Genomic DNA, 18,794 nt, shown 5'->3' on the forward strand with positions numbered 1-18,794 from the left:
ATTGTTGCGGCATACGGTCGATCAACATCAGCACATATTCGGGCGTTTAAAGAGGCGGTCGATGCGGGCGATAAGAATCTCGGGGACCAGCGGTTTGTCGACGAAATCCTCGGCCCCCAGCTCAAAGGCGCGCAGCACGGGCTCGGACTGGGTCTGGGCGCTGATGACCACCGCCTTTGCGCGGCGGTCTTCGGGCAGATGCTCCAGCGCGTCGAGCAACTCGAAGCCGTTGATAAAGGCCAGGTTCAGGTCGAGCACGAAGAGGTCAAAGCGCTCGGTTTGCATCAACTCCAGCGCCTCTCGCCCGTCGGCGGCCTGGCAGACGAACCAGCCGCGGCGCTCAAAGGCGGTGCGTAGAATGCGCTGCACGACGGCGTCGCCGTCGGCGGTCAAGATGGACAGCGGGGTGTCTTCGCCCGGCTGGGGTGGGCGCGCGGCGGCGGCGCTGCCGGGCAAGGCCGGCGGCGCGCTGGGCATCTTCTGATCTTGCTTCATAAATTCATCTCCAAAAAGTGCTTTTAGGGGCAGTGGGGAATATCAGCACTGTTGGGGAGGGCTGCAAGGGGGGGCGGTGGGTTTGTGGGCGGCGAGCCCGGGCGGCGGGGCTTGGCGCTGGTTTGGGGGCGCTTAACTTGGGGGAGACGGGTGCGGTTGGCTTGGCGATATGATGATTTTGGGGGGATAAATGGACCGGTTAAGGCGCTTAAATATCTGGGTAATGCTGATACTTTGCGGGTTTGTCGCGCTGAGCGCGCTGGGCTGTGAGGATATCGACCCGCAGAATCCGCCGATCCCGAATAATGACCCGGGAGACCCGTTGGACGCCGGCACCCCGGCGGCCAGCGACCCGTGTAAGGGGGCGCAGATCTGTCGCCTGGATGAGTCGCCCGAGAAGTCCGGGACACGGGTGCCGTTTAAGACCAATGAGGACTTCTTGATGGTGCGAAAGGGCGGCAATTGGCGCTCGATTTTCATCAAAGGCGTCAACCTCGGGGTCGGCGTGCCGGGGACGCGCGCCGGGCATCTGGCGGCCACCCGCGAGCAATACGCCCATTGGTTTGACCTGATGACCAAGAACGGGGTGAACGCGCTGCGCATCTATACGCTGCACTATCCGCGTTTTTACGAAGAGTTGGCCAAACATAATAAAAAACACGCCGACAACCCGATTTATCTATTGCAGGGCATCTGGCTCGACGAGCAATTTAAGGGGCTGGATCTTCTGACCGAGGATTTCGACTTTAATATCCGCGAGATGGTGGATTGCACCCGGGGGAATTGTCATATCAATCACCGCTACGGGCGCGCCTACGGCACCTTTGAGACGGATGTGTCGCAGTGGATCCTGGGGTGGGTGATCGGGCGCGAGGTGAACCCGGAGGAGATCGAGCGCACCAACGAGCACCTCAACGACAGGACGAGCTTTGCCGGAAAGCATATCTCGGTCACCGACGCCCAGCCCTCCGAGGTGTGGTGGGGCGAGCGGGTGGATTATTTGATCGAATATGAGCTCGAAGGCTACGGGCAGACGCGCCCCATCAGCGTGTCGAGTTGGCCCACGCTCGACCCCCTGGACCACACCACCGAGGGCAGCATTTATACCTCGGAGGATATCCAGAGCTTCGATATGTTGGAGCTCAAGCCGGTGGACGCCCCCGGCGGGCTCTTCGCGACCTTCCATGCCTATCCTTACTATCCCGACTTCATCGTCGACGACCCCGGGTTTCGCGAGCATTCGGATGCCGAGGGGCCGAATTCCTATATCGGGTATCTGCTCGACCTGAAGTCCCACTACGCCAAGATGCCGCTCTTTATCGGCGAGGTCGGGGTGCCGTCGAGCTGGGGCTCGGCGCATTGGGGGCACAAAGATATGAACCACGGCGGGCATACCGAGGTAGAGCAGGGAAAGGTCAACGGGCGGCTATTTCGCAGCGTCTATGACACCAACGGCGCCGGCGCGGCGGTGTTTGCCTGGATCGATGAGTGGTGGAAGCCGACCTGGATTGCCGATGCGCGCGGCTCCGGCGAGGAGCGCCGGCCCTTCTGGCATAATATCTGCGCGCCGGAGCAAAATTACGGCCTGATCGCCTACGATCTTGGCGAGCCCGACTGGGCAAATCCCGGCAAGAGCACGGAGTCGTCGGGGTTTGTGACCAGGGTGTCGACCGTCGCGGACACCCAGTTTTTTCATGTGCGTTTAAACACCCGCTCGGCCCTGAGCGGGTCGGATAAGATGGTGGTGGCCTTTGACACCTACGGGAGCAAGGACAGCCCGCAATTCGACAAGGAGCTCGGCGAGTCGGTGCTGCCAAACGGGGTGACCACGCAGAATCGAAACGAGTTCGCGCTCGTCATCAACGGCAGCGAGAGCGCGGAGCTGATGGTGACCTTTGCCTACGATAGCAAGCGCATCTGGCACGGCAGCCCCATCGAGGGGCAGGTCTACCACTCGACCCAGACCGACGGCGCGCCGTGGAATCTGGTGACCTGGATGAATAGTCAGGCGCATGGTTCCAACGACAAAGAGTTCTGGTTCGAAGAGACTTTTCACGAGATCGGCAAGCTGAAGATCCGGCGCGCGGGCGACCCGGCGACCAGCCACGATGCGGTGGTTATCTACGATGACCATATCGACATTCGGATCCCCTGGACGCTGCTGAGCGTGACTGACCCGAGTCGCCTTGAGGTGTTGCACTCCAGCCCGAACGCCGCGCGTAAAGGGCGAAATTCCCGCGCGATCACCCGCGGCATCGCCATCGGCGTGACCTATAACGGGCAATTGCTGGTCGAGACCGACCGCTATATCTGGGACACCTGGGGCGAGAACGAGAATATCTACGACATCCCGGGCTTTGAGTTTGACGAGGAGGTCGGGCCCGATTGGATGAAATACGAACGCATCAAACCGACCATGCAGATATTTAAAGAGGCGCTCGACGCGTTGCCCGATTGGGTGGATTAGAGCGAGCGGGTCGAACGCAAAAGCCCCTGCAGTCCGCGAACTGCAGGGGCTTTTGCTGATGCGTGCGCGTACACAAAAGCGATTAGTGCACGCCGTGCATCCACCTATTGAGCAGCGGCGAGACGGCCAGGCACAGGACGCCGACGACCACCGAGATAAGGGCGATGGTGGTGAAGAGTTCGGTATAGATCGGCAGGGTCTCGACCGCCGACAAGGCGTTCATATCGGCGCCATCGGGGGCGCTGGCCAACTGGGCGAAGACCGAGGCGATATAGTTGGCGAAGGAGCTCGACAAGAACCACACGCCCATGATGACGCCGACGAGTTTGGGCGGCGACAGCTGCGTGATCTTCGACAAGCCGACCGGCGACATCGACAGCTCACCGGTGGTGTGCAGCAGGTAGCCGAGCATCAAAAAGCTCATCGGCACCAGGCCGGAGTCGCCGGCGAAAGCCGCGCTCCAGGACAGCAGGGCGAAGCCGGCGCTGACCTGCAAGAGGGCCAGGCCGAATTTGACCGGGGTGCGCGGCTCGAAACCCTTTTTGCTCAGCACCTGCCACATCCAGGCGAAGACCGGGGCGAGCAGGATGATATAGGCGGGGTTGGCGCTCTGGAACGCGGCGGCGGGGATCTCCCAGCCGAAGAACATCCGGTCGACGTTGCGCTCGGTGAACAGGGTCAGCGAGCTGCCGGCCTGCTCGAAGAAGGCCCAGAAGATCGTGCTGAAGAGGATAAGCGCGAGGATGACGAAAATCTGGTCGCGCTGGGCTTTCTCGGAGCGCGCCGCCAGGATGAGCATGCCGACGAGCACGAACGCGCCGATTCCCAGGAGCAGTGCCTGCATAATGCCCTGGGCGCTGACGAGGATCGCGACCAGCGGGACCGCCAGGAAGGCGGTGATGTAGATGGTCGTCCCGAGTGAGATCCCCGGGGCGATTGGCCGATTCAGCAGCTCCAAATTCGTCGACTCGCCCTCGCCGTAGAGCCATTTTTGCAGCCCCATAAACACCGCGAGCCCCGCGACCATGCCGAGCGCAGCCAGGCCGAAGCCGTAGTGCCAGCCCCATTTGGCCGCCACCCAACTGCACAGGATGCCGGAGATAAAGGCGCCCAGGTTGATGCCCATATAGAAGATCGTAAACCCGCCGTCGCGTTTGCTGTCGGAGGCCTCCTCGGCGTCGTAGAGCTTGCCGACCATGGTGGAGATATTGGGCTTGAAGAAGCCGTTGCCGATGATCAGAAAGGAGAGCGCGGTATAGAGGAAATACGAGGTGTTGATATCATAACTCGCCCCGCCCAGGACCACGGCGAGTTGCGTGGCGCCGTCTTTGGTCGCTGCGATCCCCAGAAGATTGAAGATCGCGAGCAATGAGGTCTGGTCGATCGCCATGGCCGCGTGGCCAAAGACCATCAGCACCCCGCCCAAAATAACGGCGCGCTTTGCGCCCAGGACCTGGTCGGCCAGCAAGCCGCCGATCAGCGGGGTCGCGTAGACGAGGGCGGTGTAGGAGCCGTAGATCCCCACGGATTTTGCGTCCGAAAACAGCAGCGCCTGCACCATATAAAGCGTGAGCAGCGCGCGCATGCCGTAATAGCTAAACCGCTCCCACATCTCGGTAAAAAATAGGACAAATAGGCCGGCGGGGTGGCCGAAAAAGTGTTTCCGCCGGTTTGCATAAGTTGCATCGGTCATCGCAAGAAACCTCTTGAAAGTTCTGAACTCGCAGGGTGTTAGAGCATTTTTGTGCCGAGGTCTAGTTTCACGTGCTCGGGCTGGGCCCAGCCGAGGGGGGAAAAAATACCGGCACCGAAATGGAACCGCGAGGGCGATGGCGTTGTCTATCTATTTGTGACGAAATTTGGGAGTCGCGGGGATGCGTTTACCTTAGGTCTGGCATTGATTTTTCCGTGCACATTGAGGTCTCGAATGAGCTCGAAACGGAATAAAGGACGAAATCGGAAAGAAGGGCGCCGACGGTTTTTGAATGAACTTTCGGCCTCGGCGGTGGCGCGCGATCCGCGGGACGCCGAGTATAAGGAGGGGTTTTTCCGCGATATCGTGGAGCACAACCCTGACCTGATCTTGTGCGTCGCCCCGGATGGTGTGATTCACTACGCGAACCCGGCATTTTGGGGGCTTGTAAAGCGGGACTCCGGCCGGGGGGCCAATTTTATGAAGTCGCTATCGATCGAGTCCCGCGGGATTTTTTTGGCGGCGGCCGAGGAGTTAAGCCGGGGCGGGGACACCGAGCGGGTTGAGCTGCTCCTGTGGGATACGCATAAGCAGGCGCACCCGGTTGAGGCGCATATTAACGCTCATTTCGACGGGGAGACGGTCACGTGGTTTCGCGTGGTGTTGCGCATGCAGCCGGTGATTGAGGGCGCCGCGGCCCCGGTCGACGAGACCCCGCGCATCCTGGTGGTCGAGGATGACCCGGTCAGCGCGCGCATGCTCTCGCGGATGTTGGAGAATGGGGGCTTTGAAACCGAATGGGCGGCCACGGCTGCCGCCGCCATTGAGATGCTCTCCGAGGATTATTATGACGCGATGACCCTGGACCTGATGCTGCCGGACCGCAACGGGCTCGACCTATTGCGCGAGATTCGCGCCGACGCCGAGACCGAGGAGATGCCGGTGATCGTGGTGTCGGCGTCGGCCGATAAGACCCGGGATTCGCTCAGCGGAGACGCGGCCTATGTGGTCGACTGGCTCAATAAACCCTTCGACCCAGGCGCCCTGCAGAGCGCCATGGCCGGCGCGATCCGCAACGATAAGGAACGCCTGCCTCGGGTGCTTCACGTCGAAGCCGACGACGCGTTCTTTGAGCAAGTAAGCCAGACCCTGCTCGGCAGCGCCGGGATCGACCGGGCCCGCACGCTCGGCGAGGCCCGCAAGATGCTGCAAGACAACGATGATTATGACCTCGTGCTGCTCGGGCTCAACCTGCCCGACGGGTTCGGCGCCGAGCTGCTGCCATTTTTGAACCGCCCGCGCGGCCGCTCGGTCCCGGTGATCCTGGTCTCCTCGGATGAGGCCGTCGACGCGCTCTCCTCGCATGTCGCCGATACCCTGAACAAATCGCACGCCACCCAGCAGCAGATGCTCGAGACCATCCGCGCTCACCTGCGCCCATCGCCGCCTGCGCATTAACGCGTTCGGTTGAATAGCGATGCGCCCACGTTCGTCATTTGACCGGGCGTCGGCGATAAGATCCCCAATAGAAGAGACAATAGCGCGCGACTCAGCCATCCGCGCATCTGCGGGTTGGCGTGTCGACAGCGGATAGTCGGTGCTCCAACTCGCCTGCGGATTGGGTAGGGCTTATCCGCAACGTTGCAAGTCTCGACGAAACATTGGTCTTGAAAGGGCGCTCGGGCTGCTATAAGTCACCGTTTTAACGGATTTTTGTTTTTGGCATATCTTATGCATTGTATCTTAAGCATCGAAAGCGCGAAGGCGCTCAACCTTGTGTCCAACTATTTTACTGCGGAGTTTAGAATGAAGAGTTTAATTTCAAGCGGCGTTGTCTCACTGGTTTTGTTGGCCTCGGCCTCGGCGTCCGCAGCGGTTTGTGTGCAGGTCGATGAAGCGCGCGATAACCTGGACCCGGCGGAGCGTACGGCGGTTAAGACGATGGTTGAGGAGTCGCTTCGCGGCCAGAACCAGAGTGTCAGTGACGCCAATTGCGACACGACCTACAAGATCTACAGCCTGCGCCTGGGCAATTCGGTGACCGCGAATATCTCCGGGCCCAACGGGTCGAAGTCCCAGAAGGCGTCGAGCATCGAAGAGTTGCCCGAGACCTACGACCAGCTGACGCGCTCGCTGCTCAACGGAGAGACTGGCAGCACGACGACGGCCGGGGTGAACCGTCATAATGTGACCAAGCAGCAGGCCGTGCAGCGCCGCATAGTCGCCGACAACCTGTGGTTCTTGCGTCTGGGCTACGGCGCGGTGGCGGGCGGAGATATCGCCAGTGGGCCGGCGTTCGGCCTGGGCTACCGCTACGAGCTGGACCAACTCGGCATCGAGATCTCGACCCTTAATATCGTGGCGGCCACCGACGGCTCGTCGGACGACGGCCTCGGGGTCAGCGCGAGCTGGATTCGCCTGGGCGGCCTGTATTTCTTCAACCCGGTCGCGAATCACTCCGCGTATCTCAACGTCGGGTTGAGCTGGGGGACGTCGGCGTCGCGATCGCAATACCAGGGGGAGAGCTATATCTACTCAGGAAGCGGCATCCAGGGTGAGATCGGCGGCGGCTATGAATTCCTGCGCGCCAGCACGATTCGCATGTTCGTCGAGGCCAACGCGGTGCTGCCCTTCTACACCTCCTCGATAGATTGGAGCATCGTCGATGACTCGATTTATACCCCGACCTTCACGATTTCACTGGGCGTGGGCTACGGCTCGTCGAACCGCAGCGCGGTCGAGATTTACTAATTCTGGAGTGCTTTGACTCCCAGGCGGCACGCCTCTAATGTGCGCAGGCGACTCCGGTGGGAGTCGCCTTTTTTTATGCAATGATACAACCCCCGCCCCGCAGAACCGCTATGAATAATTATCTTGAACTGATGGCGCATGTGCTCGACAACGGCACCGACAAGGCGGACCGCACCGGCACCGGCACGCGCAGTGTCTTCGGCTATCAGATGCGCTTTGACCTCCGGGAGGGATTTCCGGCGGTGACGACCAAGAAGCTGCACTTTAAGTCGATTATCCACGAGCTGCTGTGGTTCCTAAAAGGCTCGACCAACGTCGGCTATTTGCAGGAGAACGGCGTGCGCATCTGGAATGAGTGGGCGGACGAAGACGGCGAATTGGGGCCGATCTATGGGCACCAGTGGCGCAGTTGGCCGCGCCCCGACGGCACCTCGGTGGACCAATTGCGCGCAGTGGTTACCTCGATTAAAGAAGATCCCGACAGCCGTCGGCATATTGTAAGTGCTTGGAATGTCTCACAGATCGACCAGATGGCGCTGCCGCCGTGCCATATCCTTTTTCAGTTTTATGTCGCCGATGGCCGCCTGTCCTGCCAGCTCTACCAGCGCAGCGCCGACATCTTTTTGGGGGTTCCCTTTAATATCGCCTCTTACGCGCTGCTGACCCAGATGATCGCGCAGGTCTGCGGCCTTGAGCCGGGGGATTTTGTGCACACATTGGGCGATGCGCACCTGTACCAAAACCACCTCGACCAGGCGCGCCAGCAATTAGAGCGCTCGCCCTACGCGTTGCCGCAGCTCAAGCTCAACCCGCAGGTGCGCGATATCGACGCCTTCACCTACGAGGATATCGAGATCGTGGGCTATCAATCGCACCCGAAAATCAGCGCGCCAATCGCGGTTTGATTCGGCCGCGCGCACCCCGGGAACTCAGGTGAATTTTATGGGAAAAAGTCCGTTGAAAATCTCGGCAATCGCAGCCTGTGACCTGCAGATGACCATCGGCAGCGAGGGGGGCATGCCGTGGGATTTGCCCGCGGATATGCGCCATTTTGTGCGGACCACCCGCGATAAGCCGGTCATCATGGGGCGGCGCACCTTCGAGAGCCTGCCCGGCCCGCTCAAGGGGCGGCTCAATATCGTGCTCACGCGCCAGACCGACTTCGCCGCCCCGGCGGGGGTGCGCGTGGCGCGCTCCATTGAGGAGTCGCTCGAAATCGCGCGCCAGTCGGCACCGCACGAGGTGATGGTGATCGGCGGGGCGGGGATCTATGCGCAATTTATCCCGCGCTGCGACCGTATCTATCTGACCGTGATTCACGCGCAATTTGAGGATGGCGACACGTTTTTTCCCGCGATTGACCTTGTGGAGTGGGATATCGTGTCGCGGGATGCCCACCCGCCAGACGCCAAAAATGCGTATGCGTATCGGTTTTTTATCCTCGAACGGGCCGCCCCCGGAGCGCTGCAGGCGCGGCATTTGCAGGCCGCTCAGCCACTTCCTGAGGCGTTGCGGGCCTAGGCAACGCGCAGTCGAATCGGCGTGTGGGCCGCGTCAGGCCCCAAGAGGTGGCGTGCGCGGCCAACACAATGTTGTAGGTGTTGGGAGAATGTTATATGGTCGGTTTGAATCGGGAATTCGCTGCAGCCATGGCGCGAGTCGAAGGGCTCGCATGCATCGTCGCAGAGTTTTCGAGGCGAGATATAACTAGAAAATCAACGCTTATTTCCCCCTCTGTCGCGCCGTAGGCTTAAAAACCACAAACTCGGCCCGTACTTTGGCACTCTTCTCAAGGAGGAGCCCACGTAATGCGTTTCTGCACGACCTGTGGACGAAATTTTGACAACTCGATAGTCGAGTGCCCGCACGATGGCACGCCCCTTTTTGAGATGCACGGGGGCGACGATGATGCAGCTGAAGAGCTGCAAAGCGACGGCGGCGCTCCTATCATTGGCAACGCCGCGGACGGCGTTATTGAGGCGCCGGTTGGCGCGCTTGCCGAAGACGCTGCGGCGCAAGCCCCGGTCGTTGACGACGCGGATGATGCGGCGTTGGCGGACGCGGACGCGTTGGCGGCTCCGAATTTTGCGGAGGTCGACGACGACCCGTTTGGCGTCGGCGATGACTTCGATGCCTCCGATATGGACGCGGCGGACTTTGAGGACGCGCCGGCCGACGACGTGGTCGACGCCGCGCAGGAGGACGCTGACAGCGACCTCTTCGCCGGAGACGATGAAGGCGCGGCCGACGCCCTGGGCGCCTCGGATGCGTTCGACTTTGACGATGCCGAGGCGGACGCTGAGCAGGACGTCGCGGCCGAGCTCGACGCCGATGAGCCTGCGCTTGCCGAAGAAGACCCGGCCGCCGATGCAGACGCGGTCGCGGACGAAGACGAGTCGGACCTGGCGGCCAGCCTCTTCGACGATGACGACGCCATCGATGATATTCCGGCCGCGGACGCCGCGCCGTCTTCGGACCGCATCGCCGCGGGCATCCAGGACGCGCTGGGTGATTTCGAGGATGACGCGCCGGTGGCCGCTTCGGCGCCGGTGGATACCGCGTTCTCGAAGGAAGAGAGCGACGATGTCGCCGCCGCGGTCCCGGTAGCTGAAGAAGAGAAGAAGGGCGGAATGGGCAAGATTCTGCTTGTCTTGCTCGTGATCGCCGGCGCCGTGGGTTGGTATTTCATGATGGGACCGGGGGCGGATTCTGGAAAGACCGAGAGCGCGCCGACGACCCAGGAGAAAGCCGCGCCTGCTGCACAGACGCCGCCGGCCGCTGAGAAGGCGGGCGAAGCTGAGGCGGCGGCCGATGAAGCTGCTGCGGACGACGAGGCTGCGGCAGGTGAAGAGGGCGTTGACCCGATGGCTGCAGGGGATGACGCGGACGCCGGCGAGGAATCGTCGGACGCATCGGACGCCGCAGATGGGGCGCAAGTCGAAGAAGACCCCGCCGAAGCTGCGGGTTCCGAGCCGGAAGCCAAAGCTGCCGACGCTCCCGAGAAGCCGGAAGCAGTCGCGCCCGCAAAGTCGAGCGCGGCGCGCACTCCGACCGCAGACCCGCGCCCGAAGACCGAGCCGAAGATTCAGCGCGACCGCGTGCCGGAGCCTGACCCGGTGGCGAAGCCTGCGCCGAAGAAGACGGCGCCTAAAAAGGAGGCGCCGAAGAAGGCCGATAAGCCTGCCGAGAAAGAGGCGCCCAAGGCCGACGGTGTGGAGCTGCAGTTGAAGCAAGAGTTGGACGCGCTCAAAGGAAACTAATCCGACAGCGCGCGACGCGAGCAAAAAAACCGCCCATGGGCGGTTTTTTTGTGTGTAATATGAGCCGCTTGACGCGTGTTCTACTCGGAGCTTTCGGGCGTGGGTAGCTGCGGGGTCTCCTCGACCTCGACCTCGAGTTGCGGCGGGGAGGGCGGCGCGATGCGGTGGCGCGAGAGCAGCCAGCCCTTGAGGAGCGAGGCCTTCTTGAGGCCGCCGGGCATCAGGGCGGTGTGGACCAGGCGGTACAGCGTGCGCGCGGCGCGGCCCGTGATGGCTGAGCCGGCGACATAGGCCGCCGCCTGCTCATTGCCCAGCGAGATCAACTCGGCGCTTGGGCGGTATTCCCACTCCCGATAGGCGCGCCCGGAGAGGTCGGCGACGATATTGTAGGCGGCGTCATACGCCTGTTGGGACGCCACCTGGGCGTTTTGCAGGCTCTCTTCGCCCACGGTCGCGGCGTCTCCGAGGGCAAAGATCCCCGCGACCGAGGTCGCCGGTGAGATCGCCTTCAGGGTCTTATTGACCAGGATGCGCCCCTGGTCGTCGACGCCAAATCCGGCCTCGGCGACCATGGGGTGCGCGCGCACGCCGCCGCACCAGATGAGGTTGTCGGCCGGGATAACTTCGCCGGTGGACAGCCCAACTTCGGTCGCGCTGCGCGACACCACCGAGGTCCCGAGGCGAAACTCCATGCCGAATTGGCTCAGCTGCGCGCGCGCGATATCGCCGACTTCCGTGGGCATATCGGGCAGCAGTCGCGGGCCTTGCTCGACCAGGATGACGCGGGTCGCGGCCACCAATTCGGGGGCGACGTTGGCGATAAGGTCGCTTTGGAGCGCGGCCACCAGGGACCCGCTGATCTCGACGCCGGTGGGGCCGCCGCCGCCGATCACGAAGGTCAGGCGCCGGCGGCGCGCCTCGGCGCAGCTAATCTGGGCGGCGTCATTGAGCGCGCGGGCGACCTCTTCGCGCAGGCGCAGCGCGTCCCCCGCGTTTTTGAGCGCCAGCGCGTGCTCGGCCCACTCGGGGTGCCCACCCCAGTTTACCTGGCTGCCGCAGGCGATCAGCAGATAATCGAAGTCGATGTCGCCCGCCGGGCTGCGCAGGCAGCGCGCGGCCAGGTCGATGGATTCAACCGTTTGAATCAGCACTTCGGTCGTCGGCTCGAACGCCTCCCTAAGCCCAAACGTAATATGCGAGGCGTCCAATTCGCCGGTCGCAACATTGGGCAGCAGGGGTGTATAAAGGAAGTCAGGGCGGTCGCTGACCACCGTAATCTGGACCCGACGCCCGGCGAGCTCGCGCTCCAATTCGCGCGCGGCCCGAAACCCACCAAATCCGCACCCAAGTATGACGATTCGTCTCATGTATCTTTTGAACCTCTTAAGTGAACCGAAGCGATTGCTCCGAAGACTCTGCGCGGTGCGGCGCGATCAGGTCAAGGAACAATTAGAAGCGGCGCGATTTTGCGGCCATGATCGGGCGCGAGTGTCGCCGGCGTTGATGTTGACGGGTGCCATCGGGCTCAGCGCGCTGGTCGGCTGTGAGGCGCCTGACCCCGACACGGTGGAGGCGCTGGCGTCGCGGCTTGAGCAGGGGGCGCAGCGGCGCTTCGGCGGGGGGCAAAAGACCGGGATGCTGCGGGCGCTGGAGGTCTCGCAGCGCGCGGTGGGCGTGGCGCGGGCGATGCGTGAGCGGCCGGAGCCCGCGTGCGCGATGCGGGGCGTGGACGGGCGCGCGTTCCGCTATGATTTTGAGCTTGTCTTGGAGCGCCACGGGCCGGGGAAGGCCGGCCTTGAGGCGAGCTGGCGCGAGACGCGTCGCTTTCGGCGCGCGGAGTCGGGGCGCCTCGAATTAGTGATGAATGCGCAGTTTCGCAATCCCACGATGCAGCCCACCGACGCTCCGGCTAAGCGAGCGCTGCGCTGGGCGCTCGCCGATGGGCAGAGCTATTTAAGCGATGATCTTCGGGAGGGCGCGCCGCAATATTATCGGAGGGAGGCGAGCTTTGGGGAGGCGGCGGCGCTCGAATATGCGGCCTTTGGCACGCTTCAAACGCTGCTCGATGCGGCCCCCGGCGGCTGGGAGCGCGTCGACGCCGCCCACCCGACATGGACGCCTGGCGGGCAGCCGCTTCGATGCATTAAGCCTATCAGGGGTTTGCAAAACGCGAAGAATATGCAAATGCAGTCGCCGGTGATTGAGCGCAATTGGCTGCATCAATTTGGCGCCGTCGCGACGCTTAAGGAGGCGCGGTTCGAAGTGCTGCGCGCAGCGGCTGCGCCGGAGGCGGCGGGCAATGAAGCCGACGACGCCCCGGCGAATTCGCGCAGGCTCAGCCTCGCCTGGCGCCTGAGCGATGGCGCGACGCTCAAAGCTAAATTTCGTGACTCCTGGGCGCCCACGGGCGCGCCCCTGGAATCGCTCGACACCACCAATATTATCGAAGTTGAGCGGGACCGCAGCCTATTTGAGGCCAAGCAACGCCTTCAAGAATGGCGCGAGAACGCCTGGATCCGATCTGCATCCGAAGATGAGACACCATGACAAACCGCGAAGAAATTGAGAACGGCCGCAGCGCGATCGCCGAGGCCGAGCATTGGGTTGTAAAATTAGGCAGCGCGGTTTTTCTGGGGGACTCACGCCAGCTCGACCGCCCGGTGTTCACGGCGCTTATCGAGGATATCTCGAAGTTGCTGCGCCGCGGGAAGCGCGTGACGCTGGTCTCTTCGGGGGCGGTGGCGCTCGGGCGAGAGCATCTGGGTTGGCCCGAGGACGGTGGGGCGAGCATCCCCTGCCTGCAGGCGTACGCCGCGGTGGGGCAGTCTCGGTTGATGCAGCTCTACGCCGATGAGTTCGTCCACCACGGCCATAAGATCGCGCAGATTCTTTTCTCGCGCGCGGACCTCGACGCGCGCCGGCGCTTCTTAAACGCCCGCATGACCCTGGAGCGCCTGCACCAGATGGGCGTGGTGCCGATCATCAATGAGAACGACACGGTGGCGACCGAGGAGCTGCGCTTTGGCGACAACGACCGGCTGGCGGCGATGACCTGCGGCGTGGTGCACGCCGATATGCTGGTCATCCTGTCGGACGTCGAGGGGATCTTCGAGGTGGAGCAGGCGAGCGACGGCTCGCGAAAATTTGGCGAGCGCATCGCCCAGATCGAGGCCGACGATCCGCATTTGATGGAGATCGCCGGGCCGTCGATCTCGGGGGTCGGCACCGGCGGGATGACCTCGAAGGTCCAGGCCGCGCAGATCGCGGCGCGCATGGGCGTGCCGACGGTGATCGCGCGCGGCAAGCGCCGGGGCGTGCTTGGCGAGATCGCGGACCAAAAGGATGTCGGCACGCTCATCGGCGCGGACCGCGACGCGGGGTTGGCGGGCAAGAAGGTTTGGCTGGGGACCGGGGCGCGCCCGGTGGGGCGGCTGCTATGCGACGCGGGGGCGGTGCGGGCGCTACGGGAGCGCGGGGCGAGTCTTCTGCCCAGCGGCGTGCTGTCGGTGGAGGGCGCGTTCGACGAGGGCGCGGTGGTCGAGCTATCGGATGAGCATGGCGTGGCGTTTGCGCGCGGCATCAGCGTCTACGGCTCCAGCGATATCGAGCGCATCGCCGGGCATCATAGCGACGAGATTGTGGGGCGCCTGGGGTTCCGCATTCTCGACACGATCGTGCACCGCGACGGCCTGGTCATGATTTAAGGCGCGGGCGCGCGGGCTCTATTTGGGCCAATACGCGCGCAATACCTCGGGCCCCAGATAGATCATGATGCCGGTTGAGACCAAAATGATGAAAATCAGCAGGGGGTGCAGGAAGTCTTGGACGTCGACCTTGCCGGTCTTGATGACCTCGCCGCCGACCGCGATCTCGCAGGAGGGGCGAATGCCCACCAGAGATACCAGGTCGGCGGTGAAATGGTGAATGTCGCCCTGCTCATCTTCGACCATCGCTTCAAGGCGCGGGTGTACGCGAGGTCCGCCGATGCGGTCGATGAACTCATCGTCGATATGCAGCTCGTAGGTGGGCGCCAGGAATAGCCAGCGCCAGTTCCAACTTCCCGAGACCGCGATCGTGTGTCCCTTCCATTCGACTTCCAGCGCCATGATCGATCCTCGCAGAGACTGCCGTGAGTGCGTTCACCAAATATTGACTACATTATAGCGCGTGCGGCGCAGCGGCGCCAATAGGCTGGCGCCGCTGCGCTCAATCCCAGCCAATCCCGGGGAGTGGGTCAGCTCGACGGGTGCTGCTCTTTGGAGAGTTGAGCCTCGTTCACCAGGATATAGACCTTGCGCACGGTCTGGGCGAACTCGCAATTCTCGGCGATCGACTTCTCGGTATAAGGCGTGTGGCGGCAGTCGAGGACTTCGGTCCAGCCGCCGATGGTGGCGGGGAACTCGACGTCGCTGCCGTGGCCCACGGCGGTTTCGGCGCGCGTGGCGTCCTCGGATTTGAAGAGATAAAAAGTTGTATTAGCCATCGTTACGATCTCAGATAATTGCAGCGGGTGTCGCCGCGATACATACGGTTGGGAAAATGGAGGCAAACCCGCCCGAGAGGGCGGGGTTTGGACTTATTCTGCGAAGTGGCGCTCGCGGCGCTCCTGGTCCTCTTTGCACGCGATGCACATCGTGGTCACCGGGCGGGCGGCCAGGCGTTTGTGCGAGATCTCCTCGCCGCACATCACACACTCGCCGAATTCATCGGCTTCGATGCGCTTGAGGGCGTGGTCGATCTTGTCGATCAGCGTGCGCTCGCGCCCGCGCAGGCGCAGGTTGATGGTCTGGTAGGACATCACGCTGGCCAGGTCGGACTCGTCGGCGAGGTCGTCGGGGTTGAGTTCGATCTCGTTCTTGATGGTATGGGCTGCCTGCTGCAGCAGCGCCTGTTTCTCTTCGAGCAAGATCTGGCGGAATTCTTCGAGCTTTTTCGCGTCCATTCGAAAACCTTTGGGTATGGGGTTGAAAGTAATATTTCGTGCGGGTTCTGCATGCCGTCGTAGACGGCAGGCGCGGTCGTTATCTTAGGTTAAACCCGGGCACGAACTACTCACTGTCTATAATTGTGGCCGCTTTTTGCGGAGGCGTCGTGTTACCCGAAGCCGAAAGAACCGCCAAATTGAGAGGTTGTTTCGACAGCGCACGCGGCAAAAGCCATTCTGAGTCTATGCTGAAACGCGCATCTTTTAAGTTATATGGCGAAGTAGCGCAACCCCACTTCTTCGCCGCGGCGATCTTGTGCCAGCGCGTGAGCAGCGACTGTAAATTAAAACACCATTTTCTGTGGAACAACTCACCGGCCGAAAACGGGCCGCGAGCCCGCGCCAAACGTCCCAGCGATGCCCCCAGGTTTCTTGGCAACACCGCGGGGTGGCCTGAATAATCCCGGCAAGGTAAGATTTTTTTAATCCCCCCGCCCGGGCGCCCAGCGGCTCGCACCCGGCGAAACCGCAAGGGGGGAAGGGGAATATCAAAATTGCAGATAAAAAAATTTCGTATTTTATCAAACGGGTGTATAAAGAGAACGAACTTGGAGGCATTGCATCGCTGGCAGGCATAAATTGACGGGCCTGCGACGCAAAATGACCTCCGTATTTTTTCAGCTAACTGCCCGAATCTCTTGATACAATCGATCGTTTTATAATTGTTGACAGTGGTTCGAGACGCGTGGCACGATGCGGACAGAAGATTTGCATCGAAACTTAGAATTCCCGCAGCTTAGAGGATCGTACGCATGGCGAAGGGACGAAATTGCATTGGTCTCGATATCGGGTCGAGTGCGGTCAAACTCTGTGTCCTCAAAGAGGCCAAGAAAGGACTGCAACTGCAGGCTTTTGACCATATCACTCTGCCTCCGGAGACGATCGTCGACGGCGCATTAATGAACTCGACGGTCGTGACGGACGCGATCGTTCAATTGCTCGGACGCAATAAGGTGCGCCAGAAGGAAGTGGCGCTGAGCGTGTCGGGCAATACCGTTATTATCAAAAAGATCACGCTGCCGCTGATGACCCAGGAGGAGCTCGAAGAGTCCATCCAATGGGAGGCCGAGCAGTATATTCCCTTTGATATCCAGGACGTCTATATCGGCTTCGAGGTGCTCACACCGCGCACCGATCAGGGCCAGATGGATGTGGTGCTCGTGGCGGCCAAAAAGGAGATGATCAACGATTATACCTCCGCCTGCCACGAGGCCGGGCTCAAGCCGGTGGTCGTCGATGTCGACGTGTTCTGCATGCAGAATATGTACGAGGTCAACTACGGCTACCACGAGGGCGAGACGGTGGTGCTGCTCGACATCGGTAACTCGGTGGTCTCGATGAACGTGGTGAGCGACGCGATGAGCGTGTTCACCCGCGATCTGTCGATCGGTGGCAGCGACATCACCGAAGAGATCCAGAAGCAGCTCAATATCACCTATCAAGAAGCCGAGATGTATAAGCGCGGCGGCGCGCCCGGGGGCGGCGCCGACCAGGTGCTGCCGCATGAGGTGGAGTCCATTATTCAGGACAAAGCCGAGGACATGGCCCACGAAATCCAGCGATCGCTGGACTTCTACACCGCCACCGCCGCCAATAATCGCATCGATCGGATCGTAGCCTCCGGAGGCACCGCCGCCATTCCCTCGTTGATTCGCACGATTTCGCGCATCAGTGGAATTCCGGCCGAGGTCGCCAATCCTTTTCGCAATATTAGTTATGATGAGCGCCAATTCTCCCCGGATAAGATCCAGGAATGGGCGCCCATCGCCGCCGTTTCGGTCGGCTTGGCCTTGCGCAGGAGCAATGAACGATGATTCGCGTAAACCTATTGCCCATAAAGAAGGCACGCCGCCGCTCCGAAGGGCGCACCCAGATGGTCGTGTTCGTCGGGTTGCTGCTGCTTCAATGCGCGCTGATGGCTGTGGTCTATATGGACCTCAGCAGCCAGGTCGACGACCTCAAGAAGGAAGTCGCCGTCAACCAGCGTGACGTCGCCGCCGCCGAGAAGGAGCTTGAGAGCGCCAAGGTGCTCGAAGCCAAGCAGGTCGAGCAGCAAAAGCAGGTCGATATCCTCAAGGAGCTCGAGGAGAAGCGCACCGGTCCGGTGCGCGTGCTCGACGAATTGCAGGCCGTCTTAAGCCCGCCGCGCAACGAGGCCGAGCGCCACGCACGCGCCCGCATGAATTGGAATGTCGAGTGGGATACCCGCCGACTGTGGGTCGAGAGCTGGGGCGAGGCCGACGGGACCTTTAATATGACCGGCAAGGCGCTCAACGCCGATGACGTCGCCGAGTACCTCGAGCGGCTCACCAGCGCGCGTTATTTCAGCAATATTCGGCTCAATTTTGTCAAGGCCGTCTCGGCCACCAAAGACAGCGTTGACCTGGTCGATTTTAGCATCACCGGCACGCTGTCATACCAGGATGAATCCGCTGAGGATGACGGAAAATCGGGCTCCTAACGCGGCGCCCCTTATTCTTCGCGCTAACGGCTTTACTCTGGGTGCGCCGACCCAAGCATAGATGGGACTAAGAACTCATGAACGACATTATTGATAAATTTAATCAAATCCCCCTGGCTCAACGGGTCATCCTGTTGATCCTGACGATGGTGGCGTTGGGGGCGGCTTTCTGGTTCTTAGCCTATGAACCGATGCAGTCCGATCTCAAGTCGAACCAGAGTCAGCTCCAGGAACTCAAGCACAAAAAGCAGGACCTCGCTCGCCTCAAAGAGAAGAAGGCGAGGATCCAGGCCAAGATCGCGTCGCTTGAGCAGGAATTGCTGATTGCCCGCGAGAAATTGCCTGAGTCGGCCGAGATTCCCAGCCTGCTTCAGCGCATTTACAACCAGGCCAACACCGCCGGGTTGGACATCCGCACCTTTGAGCCCATGGAGCACCAGACCCAGAGCTATTATATCGAGATTCCCGTGAAGATGCAGTTGGTGGGAACCTACGATGAGTTGGCCAACTTCTTTTATTATGTTGGCCGGATGACGCGTATCGTGAACGTGAAGAATCTGGACATTAAGCGCGAAAAATCCGGAATCAATGAGAATGGAAATCTGGTCGTGAGCGCTCAGGCCACCACCTTTCAGATGAATTCCGCCCCGGACGCCGGCGCAGCCAAGAAGAAGTAATTGCCG

The 18,794-nt window shown here is 61.5% G+C and carries 17 protein-coding genes; 11 read left to right on the top strand and 6 right to left on the bottom strand.

Annotated features, from left to right (window positions below):
- Positions 1 to 27: 27 nt before the first annotated feature.
- Positions 28 to 495, bottom strand: coding sequence for a response regulator (locus tag DN745_RS02940; protein WP_111332017.1), 468 nt, complete (start codon positions 493 to 495; stop codon positions 28 to 30).
- Positions 496 to 718: 223 nt separating this feature from the next.
- Between DN745_RS02940 and DN745_RS02945 the strand changes: the two genes are divergently transcribed.
- Entirely contained in the window at positions 719 to 2,962 is a 2,244-nt protein-coding gene (locus DN745_RS02945) for a hypothetical protein (RefSeq protein ID WP_111332018.1), read from the top strand.
- A gap of 82 nt (positions 2,963 to 3,044) precedes the next feature.
- On the opposite strand, the gene DN745_RS02950 is transcribed toward DN745_RS02945, so the two are convergent.
- Positions 3,045 to 4,655, bottom strand: a complete 1,611-nt coding sequence (locus tag DN745_RS02950) for a peptide MFS transporter (RefSeq protein ID WP_111332020.1) — start codon at positions 4,653 to 4,655, stop codon at positions 3,045 to 3,047.
- 288 nt (positions 4,656 to 4,943) lie between these two features.
- On the opposite strand from DN745_RS02950, the gene DN745_RS02955 reads away from it, so the two are divergent.
- The 5 genes from DN745_RS02955 to DN745_RS02975 all read left to right on the top strand — a co-directional run bounded on the left by DN745_RS02955 (position 4,944) and on the right by DN745_RS02975 (position 10,666).
- Positions 4,944 to 6,113, top strand: a complete 1,170-nt coding sequence (locus DN745_RS02955) for a response regulator (protein WP_162687414.1) — start codon at positions 4,944 to 4,946, stop codon at positions 6,111 to 6,113.
- Between the two features lie 348 nt (positions 6,114 to 6,461).
- Complete coding sequence (locus tag DN745_RS02960) at positions 6,462 to 7,406, top strand: hypothetical protein (RefSeq protein ID WP_133621727.1); 945 nt, start codon at positions 6,462 to 6,464, stop codon at positions 7,404 to 7,406.
- 110 nt (positions 7,407 to 7,516) lie between these two features.
- Positions 7,517 to 8,311 carry a thymidylate synthase gene (locus DN745_RS02965; protein WP_111332025.1) on the top strand — a complete coding sequence of 265 codons (795 nt, stop codon included), beginning with the start codon at positions 7,517 to 7,519 and terminating at the stop codon, positions 8,309 to 8,311.
- 52 nt (positions 8,312 to 8,363) lie between these two features.
- Entirely contained in the window at positions 8,364 to 8,927 is a 564-nt protein-coding gene (locus DN745_RS02970) for a dihydrofolate reductase (protein ID WP_204355075.1), read from the top strand.
- Between the two features lie 287 nt (positions 8,928 to 9,214).
- On the top strand, positions 9,215 to 10,666 hold the full coding sequence (locus DN745_RS02975; protein WP_111332027.1) for a hypothetical protein: 1,452 nt from the start codon (positions 9,215 to 9,217) through the stop codon (positions 10,664 to 10,666).
- Between the two features lie 80 nt (positions 10,667 to 10,746).
- Here the strand turns inward: DN745_RS02975 and DN745_RS02980 are convergent, their stop codons facing one another.
- The gene (locus DN745_RS02980; RefSeq protein ID WP_111332029.1) at positions 10,747 to 12,033 is read right to left on the bottom strand and encodes an NAD(P)/FAD-dependent oxidoreductase; all 1,287 of its coding nucleotides are present in this window, start codon (positions 12,031 to 12,033) and stop codon (positions 10,747 to 10,749) included.
- A 136-nt stretch (positions 12,034 to 12,169) separates the two neighbouring features.
- On the opposite strand from DN745_RS02980, the gene DN745_RS02985 reads away from it, so the two are divergent.
- Together DN745_RS02985 and proB are read left to right on the top strand one after the other, a co-directional pair.
- Positions 12,170 to 13,213, top strand: coding sequence for a hypothetical protein (locus DN745_RS02985; protein WP_133621728.1), 1,044 nt, complete (start codon positions 12,170 to 12,172; stop codon positions 13,211 to 13,213).
- Positions 13,210 to 14,370 carry a glutamate 5-kinase gene (proB, locus tag DN745_RS02990; protein WP_111332033.1) on the top strand — a complete coding sequence of 387 codons (1,161 nt, stop codon included), beginning with the start codon at positions 13,210 to 13,212 and terminating at the stop codon, positions 14,368 to 14,370. The genes DN745_RS02985 and proB overlap by 4 nt, the downstream gene beginning before the upstream one ends.
- 18 nt (positions 14,371 to 14,388) lie before the next feature.
- Here the strand turns inward: proB and DN745_RS02995 are convergent, their stop codons facing one another.
- The 3 genes from DN745_RS02995 to DN745_RS03005 form a co-directional block, all read right to left on the bottom strand.
- Positions 14,389 to 14,772, bottom strand: coding sequence for a hypothetical protein (locus DN745_RS02995; protein WP_111332035.1), 384 nt, complete (start codon positions 14,770 to 14,772; stop codon positions 14,389 to 14,391).
- A gap of 128 nt (positions 14,773 to 14,900) precedes the next feature.
- Positions 14,901 to 15,149: a hypothetical protein gene (locus DN745_RS03000; protein WP_111332037.1), complete on the bottom strand. Its 249-nt coding sequence runs from the start codon at positions 15,147 to 15,149 to the stop codon at positions 14,901 to 14,903.
- Between the two features lie 93 nt (positions 15,150 to 15,242).
- Positions 15,243 to 15,608: a TraR/DksA family transcriptional regulator gene (locus tag DN745_RS03005; RefSeq protein WP_111332039.1), complete on the bottom strand. Its 366-nt coding sequence runs from the start codon at positions 15,606 to 15,608 to the stop codon at positions 15,243 to 15,245.
- Between the two features lie 794 nt (positions 15,609 to 16,402).
- Here DN745_RS03005 and pilM point away from each other — a divergent pair.
- The 3 genes from pilM to DN745_RS03020 all read left to right on the top strand — a co-directional run bounded on the left by pilM (position 16,403) and on the right by DN745_RS03020 (position 18,788).
- A complete protein-coding gene (gene pilM / locus DN745_RS03010) occupies positions 16,403 to 17,464 on the top strand; it encodes a type IV pilus assembly protein PilM (protein WP_111332041.1) in 1,062 nt (353 codons plus the stop codon).
- On the top strand, positions 17,461 to 18,111 hold the full coding sequence (locus DN745_RS03015; RefSeq protein ID WP_111332043.1) for a PilN domain-containing protein: 651 nt from the start codon (positions 17,461 to 17,463) through the stop codon (positions 18,109 to 18,111). The genes pilM and DN745_RS03015 overlap by 4 nt, the downstream gene beginning before the upstream one ends.
- 77 nt (positions 18,112 to 18,188) lie before the next feature.
- Positions 18,189 to 18,788: a type IV pilus inner membrane component PilO gene (locus DN745_RS03020; RefSeq protein ID WP_111332045.1), complete on the top strand. Its 600-nt coding sequence runs from the start codon at positions 18,189 to 18,191 to the stop codon at positions 18,786 to 18,788.
- The last annotated feature ends 6 nt before the right edge of the window (positions 18,789 to 18,794 follow it).

This window comes from Bradymonas sediminis, from assembly GCF_003258315.1.
Lineage (GTDB): Bacteria > Myxococcota_A > Bradymonadia > Bradymonadales > Bradymonadaceae > Bradymonas > Bradymonas sediminis.